Raw genomic sequence first — 15,690 nt, forward strand, 5'->3', positions numbered from 1 at the left:
TAGCAAAGCAAGATTTTCCGCATGAAGTATCACTTGTTAACCGGCGCGACAGGATTGCTTGGCCGGTACTTGATTCGCGACCTCACATTGGCCGACGTGCCTTTGGCGGTCGTCGTGCGCCGATCGCGATTTGAGTCGGCGACGCAACGGATTGAGACGGCGATGGCCTATTGGGAAGCGGAGCTCGGTCGAGCTCTCGTTCGTCCGGTCGTCTTGGAAGGAGATATCACCCAATCCGGCTTGGGACTTTCGGCCGCCGATCAAGCGTGGGTCGCTGAGAATTGCGACACGATGGTCCACTCGGCCGCATCGCTGACGTTTTACGCCGATAGCGAAGAAGGCGAACCATGGCGCAGCAATATTCTGGGGACGCGTCATATGCTGGGCCTTTGCCGCGACGCGGGGATTCGCAAATTGCATCATGTTTCGACCGCCTATATTTGCGGAACGCGTCGCGATGTGATCCGCGAAGACGAAGTTGACGTGGGTCAAGAGCCTAGCAACGACTACGAGTCGAGCAAACTAACCGCTGAGAAGGAAGTTCGCGCCGCCGATTTTCTGGATGTGCTTACCGTGCATCGTCCTTCCATTATCGTGGGAGACGCCGAGACCGGCTTTACCGTTTCGTACCACGGCTTTTACACGCCGCTACGTTTGGTTCACGCGATGGTGACTTCGTTGCCTTGGGAGTCGTTCGTTCAATGCGACCTGCTGGGAGCGTTACAGTTGGACGGATCGGAACGAAAGAATCTGGTTCCGGTCGACTGGGTCTCGAAGGCGATGACCGAGGTGATCGCTCGTCCTGACTTGCATGGCGAGACGTATCATTTCACCAACCCTAAGCCTGCGACGGTAGCCGAAATGTTGGCGGCGCTTGCATCGATGGTGATGAAGTTGGCTCGTCCGGATGAACCATTCACCGGAAATAAAAATATCTCGGTGGATGAAATTGGGGAGACGTTCCGCGAGCAAATGGGCGTGTACCAATCGTACTGGAGCGACGACCCTGCGTTTGATTCGACGCGCACCGAGCAAGCGCTGCCCGATTTGCCTTGCCCGGTCGTAGATGACGCGATGATGGATCGTTTAATTTCATTCGCCCTAGAAAAGAATTTCGGTTGGCCGCGCGAAGCGACGGCCAAGATTAAGTTTCCGGTCGCTGAAGACTTGGCTCCTTGGTTGGCTAACGCCAACCAGCTCGCTCAGGAATCCAGCGATCGTCGGTACGTCAGTTTGCAGATTTGCGGCAGCGGCGGTGGGCAATGGCACATGATCGTAGATCATGGGCGGTTGGTCGGCGTTGGGGCGGGTTTGCAAAACGGCGACAGTCCCACTTGTTATTTAAACAGCGACACATTCACGCGATTGACGCGCGGAGAGCTGTCTTGGGAAACAGCATTGCAGTCGGGTCGTTTGGTGACGACTGGGCATGCGGCGAGTTCTGAGCAGCTCGCTCGTTGTTTTCACGATCTTGCCTCTTTGACCCGCTCCGACACCACTAATAACTGCGCCAATTGAAAGACACACAGCAATGAACGGGGGTAACGCCATGACGGGAATGATTTCCAAAGCGGATTCAAGCGGAGCGGCTCTTAGTGCGAAAACGCTGGAACGCGGTCGCAAGAGCATCGCGGGCGGCGATAGCAGCACGATGCGAGTTCTGCCTTATCACATTCCTCTCGTCGCAGACCGCGGCGAAGGAAGTCGTCTGTGGGATATCGACGGCAACGAGTACATCGACTTGAACATGGCCTATGGCCCGCTGCTGTTGGGCCATCGGCCCAAGCAAGTGATCGAAGCCGTGTATCGTCAGATTTCGGAACGAGGGAGCCAGCTTGGCTTTCCGACCGAAGTGACGATTCGGGTCGCCGAAAAGTTGAAGCAATTGTTTCCGTGCATCGAACTGCTGCGATTCGCCAATTCGGGGACCGAAGCCTGCGCCTCGGCGATTCGTTTGGCTCGGACCTACACCGGCAAACGCAAGCTGATCATGTTTGAAGGTCACTATCACGGTTGGAGCGAAGCGGTCTTCACCAAGTACCACGCTCCGCTGGAGATGTTGCCAGAGTGCGGTTATGGGCCGGCGATCCCCGGCACTACCGGCATGACCGACGCATTGGATGACGTGATCACTTGCCAATGGAACGATCTCGACGCGCTGCAGCGCTGTTTGGAAGAGCACGGCGACGAAGCGGCGGCGATCATCATGGAGCCGATCTCGGGCAACGCCGGTTTGTTGCTTCCGCGCGACGGTTACTTGGCCACGGCGCGCGAAATGATCCATGATCGCGGCGGTCTGTTGATCTTCGACGAGGTGATCACCGGCATGCGCGTCGCTGCGGGCGGCGCCCAAGAGCACTATCTCGTTTCGCCCGATATCACCGTCGTCTCGAAGGCGATGGGCGGCGGCTATCCGGTTGGATCGTTTGGCGCTTCGGCGGAGATCATGAGCTGCATCACCAACGGCCCGCTGTTCCACGGCGGCGTCTTCTCAGGAAATGCAGTGGTGATGTCGGCTGCCGAAGCGGTGCTCGACACCGTTCTCGCCGACAAAGACAACATTTACGCCAACTTGCATGCTCTCGGCAATCAATTGGCCGGCGGTATCGACGATATTTACAATCGTCTTGGCGTTCCGCACCATGTTCATCACCTGGGCCCGTTATTGGCCGGTCTGATCACCAAGACCGACGTCGAAGGACTGTACAACTACCGCGATGTTCGACGTCATTGCGACTTTGAACGCTACATCCAGTTCCAACACCAGATGCAGCGCAGCGGAGTTTATTTCCATCCGAACGAATTTGAACCGATGTTCCTGTCAACCGCTCATACTTCAGCCGACATCGATGAGGTTTTGGAGCGTTGGGAAGATGGAGCCCGACAGTGTCTGGTCCGGTAACTTCCGACACGATTTGGAGTGCGGCGCCAATCTTGGATGCTGTCGAGAACTATCGCGGCAGCATTATCGATCTTGATGCGCAGCGCGTCATTTCGGCGGACGAACTTGCCCGCGCTCGCGTGGCCTTGATCGGCGAGTTTCGCCGTCAAGGTCTGGCTTCCGGCGACCGCGTCCTGGTGACGATTGGCAATGGGCCTCTCTTTCCGGCGGCGTTAGCGGCGCTGTTGGCTTGTGAGGCCTCGCCGTTGCTGGTGCATGTGATGACTCCGCCGGCCGAGTTGGCTCGCTATTCCAAACGCTTCGGCGTGAAGTGGATCGCCAGTTTTGGGGGCGATCCGCACGTTTCGACGGTCCTGTCACGCCAACAGCAGTTGCAGCCGCTCGACGGTTGGAATCTGCTGTGGGGCGCGTTTGCGGATCCGACAAGCGTCCCTGGTCCAGAGCTGCGGGGAGTCCCGCTTCATCCAACCTCGGGTTCGACAGGCCTGCCGAAGATCGCACTTCGGCCTGGCTTTGCGGCGATGGAGGAAGCGCGGCACTATGCCGAGACGATGGCGATTTGCGAAGATGATTGCCTCTTCGCGATTCCGCCGATGAGCCATGCGTATGGTTATGGATTGACGGTGATGACGCCGCTGCTTTCCGGCGCCAGCATCGTGACGACCGCCAATTTCAGCATGAAAAAGCTGGCAGACGTCCTGCGCGACTATCCGGTGACCCTGCTGCCGATGGTCCCGGCGCATATTGACATGTTGCTGTTTGGCGGAATGATTGATTTTGGTCGGTTGCGTTGGCTGTTAACCGCCGGATCGATGATGCCGCGTCGCTCGGCGGTGCAGTTTCGCAAGAAGACAGGCGTCACCGTTTGTCCTCTTTATGGAACGACCGAAACCGGCGGAATTTCGGTCGCGACGACTGCCGACGGACAAGATGTCGATGGTCGCGTTGGCCCTGCGATGAACGGCGTCAAAGTTTGCGTTCGTCCGCCGGCGGATGCCGAGGATCAGGGACTAGAGCCCGGCGTTGGCAAGCTGCACATTCAAAGCAGCTCGATGATGGCCGGCTATCTGGATGAGCAGGACGCGATCCTTCATCCGTGGGATGCGGACGGTTGGTTTGAGACCGGCGATCTCGCGAGAATCGCCGGCGACGCCGTGATTCATTTGCGGGGTCGTACCGGTGAAATGATTAATGTCTTGGGACTAAAAGTGGTCCCTTGCGAAGTCGAAGAAACGATCGCCGCGATGCCCGGGGTCCGAGAAGTCAAAGTTTACGGCAGTCGCTTGGCCTCTCAAGCCGAGATCGTCAAAGCTGCGATCGCGGTTGAGCCCGGCGTGGATGAGTTGGCCATTCGAGCGTATTGCGAAGAGCATTTGGTTTACTACAAACGCCCGCAGGCGATCGCATTGGTCGACGCATTGCCGCGTTCGCCCGCCGGTAAAATCGTGCGCGATCGACTTCCTTAGTGATAGGCCTAACCGCCGGGAGCTTGCCGATGTCGCAAGTCGCTGACGTTTCGCAAACGGAGTTCAACGCATCGTTGAACAAACTATTTCCTCTGCCGCTTTCTCCGGTAGAGAAGTTCATGTTCGCCGATGGTCGGGCGCAATACCCGATGATGTGCGACGCCGAGGCGCGCTTTCAAGGGACCATCGAGCGGGGACCCTTTGAGGAAGCGCTGGAGTTCGCACTGAGCCGCGCTCCGATCTTTCGCAGCGTCATTGAACACGACAAAAAGCGGGGCGACGTCTGGCGCCTGACCGACCTTCGTCCCGAAGTTGATTGGAACGACTATGGCGCTGACCATGAAACTTGTTACGACGACCTGATCGACCTCCGCCAGAATGTGGGGCTGCGCGTCTACGTGCGCAGCGGCAGTGAGCGGTCGTCGATCATGTTCCACTTTCATCATGCGTGCGCCGATGGAGTGGGCGCTTTTGCTTTTATCGAAGATTTTCTGGCCGGCTACAACAACGCGACGCCGGGAGCCAAACCGGTGACTCCGCGCAAGCTAGAGCCAGGTCGTTTGTTGAATCGTTGCAATTCGGCGTTAGAAAATCCGACCTGGGTGAAAGGACTGCGAGACGTCGCGAGCGGCGTCGCCAGCGCGTTTCGCTTTTTTGCAGAACGTCCGCTGCCGCTCACCAGCGGATTGCCGACGATAACGACTAACGCAACGCGCAAACAAAATGGCTTTGTAACGCAAGAATTGTCGCACGAGACGACGGTCGCACTGCGACGATTTTCGTCGGAGTCCAAGGTGACGCTCAACGATTTGCTCTTGCGTGATTTGTTTTTGACGGTGCACGAGCAAATTGAGATGCAGGGTTTTCCAATCCGACGTCGACAACTGCGAGTGTTGATGCCGCAAAACTTGCGCGGCCGCGGCGATAGCGCAATGCCGACGACCAATGATGTTGGATTCGCCTTTTTGACGCGCCGCGGCGATCTTTGCAATATGCCCGATGCGCTCCGCAAATCCTTAGCCTGGGAAACCGGCGCGATTCGCTCGGATCGACTGTCGCGGTACTTCATTGGTGGTCTGGCCGGGATTCAATCGGTCGGAGCACAACCTTGGATCGTGAACGGCAAGTTTTGTTTTGCGACCGCCGTGTTGACCAATTTTGGTAATTCCTGGCGGCGTTTCGCCACCAAGTTGCCGGTGGCGAACGGCGGATTGGTCGCTGGCGACGTCGTCTACGATTGCTTGATAGGCGTGCCTCCGGTTCGTCCCCGCACGGCCGGCGCTTTTAGCGTCACCACGACTGCGGACAAAATCTTTTTGACTCTCAAGCAAGATCCGTTCTTCTTCACGCGGGAAGAATCGGAGGACCTGTTGGCTCTTTTCGCTCAAAAAGTGACGCAAACGGCCGAACTGGCCCGCTAAACGGCCCTCGTTTAGGTTAGTGATTGAGTGCAACATTCCGCTATAATGGAATCGATTGCGAGCCACTTTCTCCCGCCTAAAAATTGCCGACCGTATGAACAAGCTGTGCGTTCCATCTCCCTGTTTACGTGCGCTGGTTGCGATCGGGATGCTGTCTTATGTCGTCGGCGGTCTGGACGCGGCGGAGAAGAGCGAAGCGATCGACTTCGCCCATCAGATCGTGCCGATTCTCCGCAAGAATTGTTCGACTTGTCATGCTGCCGGCAAGGCGGAGGGGGGATTTTCGATCAACGATCGGACGTCGTTTTTGGACGACGGCATGGCGGTTCCCGGCGATATCGACGGATCTTACTTTCTGGAACTGATCGCGTCCGACGATCCAGAGCTGCAAATGCCGCCGCAGGAGCGGCCGCGCGTTAGCAAAAAAGAGATCACGTTGCTGCGCCAGTGGGTAGCGGCCGACATGCCGTGGGAAGCAGATTTTACCTTTGGCGACAAATTCTACGAGCCCCCGCTGCGTCCCCGTCGTCCTGAACTTCCCCCGGCGGTCGCCGGACGTGAGAACCCGATCGATCGGATCATCGACGCCTACCTGACCATCCGCCAGATTCCACCACCAGAGCCGCTGGGCGATGCGGCGTTCTTGCGACGGGTCTCGCTCGACCTGATCGGGTTGCCGCCGACCATCGAACAACTGCAAGCGTTTCTCGCCGATGATTCGACTGACAAACGAAGCGATGCGATCGACGCTCTGTTGGCTCGTGACATCGACTATGCCGACCATTGGCTAAGCTTTTGGAATGACTTGCTTCGCAACGACTACGCCGGGACCGGATTCATCACCGGCGGTCGTACGCAGATCACCGGCTGGCTCTACGACTCGCTCCGTGAGAACAAGCCGTTTGACCAGTTCACGCGCGAGTTGATCGCGCCTCCGACGGCGGCAAGTCGTGGTTTCATCGATGGGATTCAATGGCGCGGAGAAGTTAGCGCCGGACAAACGACGGCGATCCAGTTTTCGCAAAACGTGTCGCAGTCGTTGCTAGGCGTCAACATGAAGTGCGCCTCGTGTCACAATAGTTTTGTCGATCAATGGAAACTGGCGGACGCGTATGGACTCGCAGCGATTTACGCAAAGCAACCGCTAGAACTGCACCGCTGCGACAAGCCGACCGGCGAGATGGCGAAGGCCGCGTGGTTGTTTCCTGAGCTGGGCGAAATTGACGCCGAGGCCGATCAGCCAGAACGCTTGCGTCAACTGGCGCAGCTAATGACGGCGCCCGAAAATGGACGATTCTCACGGACGATCGTCAATCGGCTCTGGCAAAGACTGATGGGGCGCGGCGTCGTGCATCCGCTTGATTCGATGCAGTCGCGTCCTTGGAATGAAGATTTGCTCGACTACCTGGCGGTTTATCTGGTCGATCAAAATTATGATTTGAAACAAGTGTTGCGGCTGATTGCGACCAGTCGCGCCTATCAGTCGCAGACCGAAGTCATCACCGACGAAAACGGCGACCGCGAGTACGTCTTTCGCGGTCCGCAGGCCAAACGGATGACCGCCGAGCAATTTGTTGACGCCGTCTGGCGCTTGTCCAACGCGGCGCCGCTGACGATGGATGCGAAGGTCAGCCGGATTGACAAAGACGACGCGAAATCAACCGGCGTCAAACTTCAGGCGCAGTGGATCTGGGGCGATTCCGCCGCGGTCGGTAAGATTCCGCCGGCTGGCGAAACGATCGCTTTGACGCGTCAATTTCAGCTGGACGGCCCGATCGAATCGGCGGTTGCTGCGATCACTTGCGACAACGAGTTCCAATTGTTCGTCAACCGCCGCGAAGTCGCCGCGAGCGCGGTTTGGACCGAGGTCAAATCGGTCGCACTGTCTCCTTATCTGAAAAAGGGGCCCAACGAACTAGTGGTGATCGCCAAGAACGCCGGCGCCGGCGCCAATCCGGCAGGGCTCTACTTTCAGGCGAAGATTGATCTGATCGGCGGCGAATCGGCGACTATCGCTTCCGACGCATCGTGGAATTGGACCCCGGCGCCCAAAGAGACAGTCGTCACCAAGCAGCCGTTGTCCGACTGGGCGAAGCAACAACAGCCAGTCGCGATTGTGCCGACCTTGGCCGTATGGACAACCAACGTGGAAGACGCGGCGAAACTTGGGCTGACCGGCCGCACACCCATGGTGCGAGCGGCGCTGCTCAAAGGTGACTTCTTGATGCGGGCGCTTGGCAGACCGAATCGCGATCAGGTCGTCTCGACTCGTCCGAACGAATTAACGACGTTGGAAGCAATCAGTCTTGCCAATGGTCCGGCATTCGATGACGCCTTGTCACGGGGAGCGAAAAGACTGTTAGCTCAAGATTGGGAAAGTCCCCACAAGCTGGTCAATCATGTCTTTCTTTCGCTGCTGTCGCGACCAGCGACCTATCAGGAGCAAGCGATCTTCGCTGAAACAATCGGCGAAGAGCCGGATGTTCAAAGCGTCCAAGACATGCTTTGGACGGTGCTGATGCTTCCCGAATTTATGATCATCCGTTAACGGCGAACGAAAATCATGTCGGACATGAATCACGACTCCACTCGTCAAGATCGCGCAACCATCCGCCGCGATTTTCTCAAACAACTGTCGGCGGCGAGCGCCGCCGCTTGGATGAGCGGCGCGCCGCAGTTGGTCTCCGCTGCGGAAGAGGGAGCGGTCAAGCAGCCGAAACCTACGGCGGATGCCTGCATTTTGCTATGGCTGGCCGGCGGGATGGCGGCGCCCGAGACGTTTGATCCAAAGAAGTACACGCCGTTCGAAAAGGGAATTTCGGTCGACAGCATGCTCAGCACGTTTCCGGCGATCGACACCAACGTGGACGGGCTGAAAATCTGTGCGGGACTCGAAAACGTGGCGCAGGTGATGGACCGGGCGACGTTGATTCGCTCCGCAGTTCAACCCGATCTGGGCAGCATTTTGCATTCGCGGCATCAGTATCATTGGCATACCGGATACGTTCCGCCGCAAACGGTCGCCTGTCCTCATATTGGCGCTTGGATGGCGAAGGTTTTGGGAGCGAACAATCCGGTGATGCCGCCGTTCATCAACATCGGTCAGCGACTAGAAGGAGTTGGCGAAAAGGAAGAACTGAAAGCGTTCACCACCGCCGGGTTCTTTGGCAGCGAATTTGGACCGATGAATTTGCCGTTTCCCGAAGACGCCGCCGCCGCCGTGCGCCCGCCGCAGGGAATGAACGCCGAGCGTTTCGCCAACCGCGATCGCCTGTTTCGCAAGCTGGTCGATCAAACGCCGCAGCGCGACTATATGAGCGACTATCAGCAAGAGTCGATGCTGCGCTCGCTTGACAACGCCTATCGCTTGCTCAGCTCGAAGGATCGCAATGCGTTTGATCTATCGTTAGAGCCGAAAGAAGTCGTCGAGCGTTACGATACCGGCCGCTTTGGGCGCGGATGCTTGTTGGCGCGGCGACTGGTCGAGTCTGGCTCGCGGTTTGTCGAAGTGACGACCGAATATGTACCCTTTTTGCACTGGGATACGCATGCCAACGGACACGAGACGACCGCACGCATGCATCAAGAGATCGATCGCCCGATCGCTCAATTAGTGCTTGATCTGGAAGAACGCGGGTTGCTTGAGCGGACGCTGGTGATTGTCGCGTCCGAGTTTAGCCGCGACGCGATCATGGAAGGAAAGCCGGGTTCGAACGCCAACGATCAGACGACCTTCAAGGTCGACAACGTGACCGAAATGAAGCACTACGGGCTCCATCGTCACTTCACCGGCGGCACAAGCGTCGTGATGTTTGGCGGCGGCATGAAACGGGGTTTCATCTATGGCGAAACCGCCGCCGAACGTCCGCTGATCGCGACGAAGGACCCGGTTAGCGTGATGGACCTGCATGCGACCATCATGACTGCGATGGGGATCAGCCCACGCACCGGCTTTCATATCGAAGGACGTCCCTTTTATGTCACGCAAGATGGCAAGGGAAAACCGGTGATGGACCTGTTCGCCTAGCCGACGTATCTATGCCGATGCGGAATTAGCGGCGACCGATTCGTCCGACGAACGCGCCCAATGGAAGAAGCCGATTTCTTCCAACTCGTGACGAAGTTGGGTGAACGCTTCTGACGTGAGTGAGCGAATCGGCAAGCGGCTGGGGCCGCAGTCTTGACCGATCATCGCCATGATCGCTTTTTGTGCGGCGCGAGGTCCAAACGGTACAAAGGTCCGCACCAACTGTTGCGAACGCGATTGCCACAACCGGGCTTCTTCGAGATTGCCGACGTCGAACGCTCTGAAGATGTTGTGATAGACCGCCGGGGCGAAATTGTAAGTGCTGCCGACAGCCGCAGTTCCTCCAGCGGTCAGACCTGACAGCAATGTTTCGTCGAGCCCCCACATCACTTCGTAGTCATCACCGGCGAGCTCTAAACAGGCCTGGTAATCCTGCACTGACAGTGACGTAAACTTGATCCCGCGCAGATTGGGGATACGCTCGATCGCGCGTTGCAGAAAGGCTAGCGGTGAGAGCGTGAGTCCTGTCGCTGCTGGAATGTGGTAGTAGTAGAACGGCAAATCTGGAGCGCCGGCTGCGATTTGCGCCATTGAATCGACCAGCGTTTCCACCGAGTCCGGCTTGAAATAAACGGGGCTGACCGCCGAAACGGCGTCGGCCCCGATTTGTTGGGCATGTCGTGCGAGTTCTTTCGCAGCGAACAAACTTTCGCTACCTACCTGCACGATCACCGGGATCCGACCGGCCGCCGCTGTGACGAACGCTTCGGCGATGATCTGCCGCTCTTGGCTGGTCAGAGAAATCCCCTCGCCGGTGCTCCCCAAAATGTAGAGCCCATGGATTTGCTGCTCGATCAGATCGTCAACCATCGGCGACACGCGGGCGTTATCAATCGCGCCATCGGCATGAAACGGGGTAAACGCCGCGGCGACAAGACCGCGCAGGCGACCATAGGAAGGCTGAATCACGAGTTTTCACGCTGTACGAAGGAGGAAACAAAACGGGAGAGAGCGACAGAAGTTAGAAACTACTTATCGGCAACCTTCGAGTCGGTTAGCCAATCTAGATCAAAGGATGCAAAGACAACTTGTTTGTAGCCGTTTCGCTCGTACAAACAACCAATCTGGCCGTTGGAAAGCACGGTTAGCGAAGAATAAGCGCTGCTGCCGTCAAATAACTGACGCTCGACCGGCCAGGTTTCGCAGTCATCGAAACTAGCGCGAACCGTCATTGTCGTCCGTTTTTTGGTGTTGGCCGGATTGGAAAAGAGGACGACGCCTGGCTTGTCGCCGCTCGGCCAACGATAGCGGCGTATGCTCGCCTGGCAGGTCGATTCGATCAGCGCTGGATCGAACTTTTGATCCAACCAGGTTTCGCCGCCGTCATGGCTAACGCAGACCTGACGCGCCGTCTGTTCGCGGTCGTAGTTTCGCATGTTCAACAGCAGCTTGCCGTCCGCTAGTTCCACCACTTCGCACTCGTTGACTTTATATTCAGGCGCCGATCCCCCCAGTTTCCAGGTTTGGCCATGATCGTCTGAGTAAATTACGTGCGAGCCAAATTTTACTTTACCGCCGGTCGGCCATTTGTGATCGCACGGAATCACCAATCGGCCTGCGTGCGGGCCATGTTGCATTTGAATGCCGGCGCCGGGACCAGTCGCGTACCAGGTCCACTCTTTGTCCTTCACATCGGTAGTGATTTCGGCAGGCTTCGTCCAAGTATGGCCATGGTCGTCCGACGAAGCGACAAAGACGCGGCGCGAGTTTTGACCGAATCCCGATTGAATCTTCCCTTCCGGCGTATTGCCCGCGTTCCACGTCAGCAGCAGCCAGATCTTCCCAGTCGACTGATCGACAACCGGGCAAGGATTGCCGCAGACGTTGCCTTCGTCATCCCAGATCACCTCGGCGTCGCTCCAGGTCGCGCCATTATCTTTCGAGCGGCGGAGCATCAGGTCGATATCGCCGGTATCCGACTTGTTGTGCTTGCGAGCTTCGATAAAGGCCAGCAGCGTTCCATCTTTGGCGACGATCACCGACGGTATCCGATACGTATCGTAACCGCCGACGCCAGATTGGTAGACGACGCTTTCGTGCAGTTCACCGGCAGACAGAATTCCGCCGCTGGTCGCGATGGCTAACAACGCGAAAAGTACGGTTTTTGCAACACGTTTCATCGGGCGATCTTACTTGGAAAGCGGTGGGAGAGCGCGGTGAGCGGAACGTTGCGCTTGAACTTGGAAAGCGGGGAGTTCATGAAGGTCAGACCGGCGTAATCTCGCGCACGCCGCCTTAATCATCTATCAATGGTATCGCCGTTTATCTTAGTGAACATGCGAATGTTGCTGAAAAAAGTTGTCGTTTTCACTACTTTTGCCGCTAGGATAGAAGTATACCCGTCCCGTTAAATATCGATCACTCGCAAGATGCTGATGAAGAATTCCGCCGATTGGAATCGCCCTCAAAGAAGCGCCACGCACGTTTTATTGGCGCTCGGGTGGTATTATTCCGAGATTCATCGAGGCGTGGCGCGCTTTGCCCGCGATCACCATTGGCACGTGACGTTTGACTTTGATGATCTGGTTCCGCGCGATTGGCAAGGAGACGGAGTCATCACGCTGCTTGGCGCCCAGCAACAAATCTGGCGTTCGCTCCAGCAGTTTGACGTGCCGATGGTCGACCTGTCTGAAAGTCGGCCCGATGTTCCCCTGCCCCGCGTCACCATGGACAACGTCGCGATCGGCCAAATGGCGGCGCAGCATTTTCTCGATCGCGGGTTTCGCCACTTCGCCTTTGTGCATCGTTGGGAACTGGGTGTCAGTCAGCGGCGGCGCGATGCTTTTACGGCCGAACTAGCGCAATACGATCGCCGGTGCGAAATCTTGTCATGGCAAACTCAGCGAGGCCGCCAAGCCGATACTCGTCAACAACGGCATCGTTGGCTGGCGCAACGCTTGTCCGAACTCCCCAAGCCGCTGGCGATCTTCGCACCGCGGGATATCGAAGCGGTCGAGATCATCGAAGCGGCGATGGCGATCAGCGCGCTGGTGCCGGATGAGATTTCGGTCCTGGGCGTGGACAATACCGAGACAATTTGCGACTGCCTGCAAACGCCGTTGTCGAGCATCGACAACAATCTCGAGCAAGTCGGCTACGAAGGCGCCGCGCTGCTCTCGCGTCTGATGGCCGGAGAACAGTCGCCGACCGAGACGTTTTACATCGCGCCCAGCCGCGTCGTCGAACGCCGCAGCACCGATAGCATCGCGGTCCCGCATCCGCAGGTCGCCGCCGCGCTCCGCTTTATGCAAGAAAACGCCCATCTGCCGATCAGCATGGTCGACGTCTTTCGCACGGTCGCGATGAGTCGGAGCGGTCTCGAAAAAGCGTTTCGCGAGAACTACGTTCGCCCGCCGATGGAAGAACTTCGCCGCATCCGTCTGCTGCGCGCCAAAAAAATGCTGCTGCAAACCCACGAGAAGATCGTCAACATCGCAAAGTCAACCGGTTTTGAAACGTCGCAAAACCTCTGTCGCGTTTTTCGCCAATGCGTCGGGATGACGCCGAAGCAGTTCCGTACGCAAGGGGCGGTTATCTAAAACGCAGGCCATACCAACGTTGGTAGCTAAACGGCGAAAACCGCCGCATGTTTTTGCTCATGCTCCAGCAGCCAACGTTTGCGCGGTAACCCGCCGCCGTATCCGGTCAATGCTCCGGTCGCCCCGATGATGCGATGACAGGGAACGACAATCGCGATTGGATTCGCCCCATTGGCCAGGCCAACAGCCCGTGATGCGTTCGGTTTGCCAACTTGACGCGCAAGCTCACCGTAGCTCTTTGTCACGCCGGCGGGAATCGAACGCAGCGCCTTCCAAATGTCGCGTTGAAACGGCGTACCGCCGGTGCAGACCGACAGATCTTCAATCGCTGACAGGTCGCCGGTAAAGTAATGGGCCAACGCATTCTCAATTTTCGCGGGAGTTGGCGCATTCTGCAATTCGTACGCGCCGTAATGCCGTGTCAGCAGCGTATGCAGGCGTGATTCGTAGTCATAGAAATCGAGGGCGCGCAAATTTTCTTGCGCATCGGTGACGATCAGCATCGATCCGAGCGGCGAATCTTGGCGACTAAGCAAGAACGGCATGCGAGATTTCCTTGTCTTGCTTGGCTTTTGTATTCGTCGAATCGCTGGTCCAGAGATGCATCACGGCATAAGCGCGCCACGGTCGCCAATTTTCGGCATGCGCCAGTAATTGCTTGGCGGTCGGACGGACCCCATCGATCGCCATCGCGCGCTGCAGCGCTACATCGGCGGCCAGAAACGCGTCGCTCTCGCGCAGCACCCGCATTGCAATGTACTGGGCGGTCCATGGGCCGATGCCGGGAAACGCACCAAGTTCTTCGGCGGCGCTCTCCATTCTCCCGACCGACTCTAACAAGAGAGGATCAGCGTGACACCTGGCGGCCAAATTTGTGATCGCCGCCGCTCGGGCTCGCGGCATTCCCAGCTTTTCAATTTTCGCCTGGCGAAAGTCTTCCGCCGCTGGAAATCGATGCGTCAATTCCAGCGGCAGCGAAGCGTCATCCAGCGGAGCTCCCAGTTGAACGACCAACTTGCTGGCCAATTTTCGGGCGGCCTCCACGGTGATCTGCTGTCCCAGGATAGCGCGGACTGCGATCTCAAATCCGTCCCATGCGCCCGGGATGCGTAATCCTGGCCTCTGTTCGACCAACGGCGCGAGTACTCGATCTTGGGCAAGCGCCGTCGAGATGGCGCTGATATCGGCGTTCAGATCAAACATTCGACGTACCCGCGAAATGATCTGCGGCAAACTTTTCAGCTGGGGAAACTGAATGATGGCCAATAACGACGAATGCTCGGGCGAATCACGAACTTGCAACGCGCCGATGGCGCCGTCGATCTCAATGGTGCGTGAATAAGCATGCTCGGTTACATGCTCAAGACCCGGAATCGCGCGCGCGGCGAAGAAATTCAGAATACTGGGCCAATCGTACGGCTTGCGATAAGGAAGAAGCAGCGACAACTGGGAGGTCGGCGCGTCGGATGAACGACGCAAGCGGCGTAGCTGCGCCGGTGGGCGATCATACAGTTTTTGAAAGGTCTCATTAAAACGACGCACGCTTTGAAACCCACTGGCCAGCGCTACTTCGACCATCGACAGATCGGTTTGCTCGATAAGTTGCAGCGCGAGCAATACGCGGCGCGTCTGTGCGACCGAGATCGGCGACGCGCCAAGGTGTTGTTGAAACAGACGGCGCAGTTGGCGCGCGCCGATCCCCAAACGTTCCGCCAAGGAAGCGACATTCTCCTCGTCTAAGGCGCCGTCATCGATCCAACGCAGCGCATGCGACACCGTCGTCGATGCGCCGCCGCTCGTCCAGAGGCTGGGTGACCGCTCTGGGCGACAACGAAGACAAGGGCGAAACCCCGCTTCTTGGGCAGCCGCGGCGGAGAGAACAAATTCACAGTTCTCAAATTTGGGGGGACGCGCCGGGCAGATGGGGCGACAATAGATGCGAGTCGTCTTCACGCACGTGAAAAAACGCCCATCATGGCGCTCATCGCGAGCGAGCAACGCTCGATAACAGGCTTGGCGGTTAAGTTGCATGTCTCCCAATATAGAAAGTGCCGTCGAAGGCGTCTCGCGGTTTTCGGACATGGTGGTCGGGATCGACGTCGCTAGAGAATTGCTGGGGGCGTTTTCTTTCACCAAGAAGGCGAAAAAAACAGGGGATTGTTTCGTATCTGCTGTGAAAAAAGCGAACGTAAAAAGGAACTATTGGCATTTTTCGATGGAACGAGATATCATGTAGACGATCTGGGGAGAATATAAAATCTCAACAGACGCAGAC

At 57.4% G+C, this 15,690-nt stretch carries 11 protein-coding genes; 7 read left to right on the forward strand and 4 right to left on the reverse strand.

The window, feature by feature from the left end; translation table 11 throughout:
* Nucleotides 1-21 precede the first annotated feature (21 nt).
* The 6 genes from DSM3645_RS15130 (at nt 22) to DSM3645_RS15155 (ending at nt 9,816) form a co-directional block, all read left to right on the forward strand.
* Nucleotides 22-1,518 (forward strand): SDR family oxidoreductase, encoded by a 1,497-nt coding sequence (locus DSM3645_RS15130; protein ID WP_002653097.1) that lies wholly within the window; start codon nt 22-24, stop codon nt 1,516-1,518.
* Between the two features lie 31 nt (nt 1,519-1,549).
* Nucleotides 1,550-2,902 (forward strand): aspartate aminotransferase family protein, encoded by a 1,353-nt coding sequence (locus DSM3645_RS15135; protein ID WP_002653098.1) that lies wholly within the window; start codon nt 1,550-1,552, stop codon nt 2,900-2,902.
* The gene (locus tag DSM3645_RS15140; protein ID WP_002653099.1) at nt 2,887-4,368 is read left to right on the forward strand and encodes a class I adenylate-forming enzyme family protein; all 1,482 of its coding nucleotides are present in this window, start codon (nt 2,887-2,889) and stop codon (nt 4,366-4,368) included. Before DSM3645_RS15135 ends, DSM3645_RS15140 begins: the two co-directional genes overlap by 16 nt.
* A gap of 29 nt (nt 4,369-4,397) precedes the next feature.
* The gene (locus DSM3645_RS15145; RefSeq protein WP_002653100.1) at nt 4,398-5,789 is read left to right on the forward strand and encodes a condensation domain-containing protein; all 1,392 of its coding nucleotides are present in this window, start codon (nt 4,398-4,400) and stop codon (nt 5,787-5,789) included.
* 94 nt (nt 5,790-5,883) lie between these two features.
* Nucleotides 5,884-8,337: a DUF1549 domain-containing protein gene (locus tag DSM3645_RS15150; protein WP_002653101.1), complete on the forward strand. Its 2,454-nt coding sequence runs from the start codon at nt 5,884-5,886 to the stop codon at nt 8,335-8,337.
* A 24-nt stretch (nt 8,338-8,361) separates the two neighbouring features.
* Nucleotides 8,362-9,816 (forward strand): DUF1501 domain-containing protein, encoded by a 1,455-nt coding sequence (locus DSM3645_RS15155; protein ID WP_002653102.1) that lies wholly within the window; start codon nt 8,362-8,364, stop codon nt 9,814-9,816.
* 9 nt (nt 9,817-9,825) lie between these two features.
* Here DSM3645_RS15155 and DSM3645_RS15160 read toward each other — a convergent pair whose 3' ends face one another.
* On the reverse strand, nt 9,826-10,785 hold the full coding sequence (locus tag DSM3645_RS15160; protein ID WP_002653103.1) for a dihydrodipicolinate synthase family protein: 960 nt from the start codon (nt 10,783-10,785) through the stop codon (nt 9,826-9,828).
* A gap of 59 nt (nt 10,786-10,844) precedes the next feature.
* Nucleotides 10,845-11,996: a sialidase family protein gene (locus DSM3645_RS15165; RefSeq protein WP_002653104.1), complete on the reverse strand. Its 1,152-nt coding sequence runs from the start codon at nt 11,994-11,996 to the stop codon at nt 10,845-10,847.
* Nucleotides 11,997-12,344: 348 nt separating this feature from the next.
* Between DSM3645_RS15165 and DSM3645_RS15170 the strand changes: the two genes are divergently transcribed.
* Entirely contained in the window at nt 12,345-13,415 is a 1,071-nt protein-coding gene (locus DSM3645_RS15170; protein ID WP_237564824.1) for a XylR family transcriptional regulator, read from the forward strand.
* Between the two features lie 26 nt (nt 13,416-13,441).
* Here the strand turns inward: DSM3645_RS15170 and DSM3645_RS31705 are convergent, their stop codons facing one another.
* Together DSM3645_RS31705 and DSM3645_RS15180 are read right to left on the reverse strand one after the other, a co-directional pair.
* On the reverse strand, nt 13,442-13,960 hold the full coding sequence (locus DSM3645_RS31705; protein ID WP_002653106.1) for a methylated-DNA--[protein]-cysteine S-methyltransferase: 519 nt from the start codon (nt 13,958-13,960) through the stop codon (nt 13,442-13,444).
* Nucleotides 13,944-15,446, reverse strand: coding sequence for an AlkA N-terminal domain-containing protein (locus tag DSM3645_RS15180; RefSeq protein WP_040351874.1), 1,503 nt, complete (start codon nt 15,444-15,446; stop codon nt 13,944-13,946). Before DSM3645_RS15180 ends, DSM3645_RS31705 begins: the two co-directional genes overlap by 17 nt.
* Nucleotides 15,447-15,690: the final 244 nt, after the last annotated feature.

It is taken from the genome of Blastopirellula marina DSM 3645 (assembly GCF_000153105.1).
Lineage (GTDB): Bacteria > Planctomycetota > Planctomycetia > Pirellulales > Pirellulaceae > Blastopirellula > Blastopirellula marina.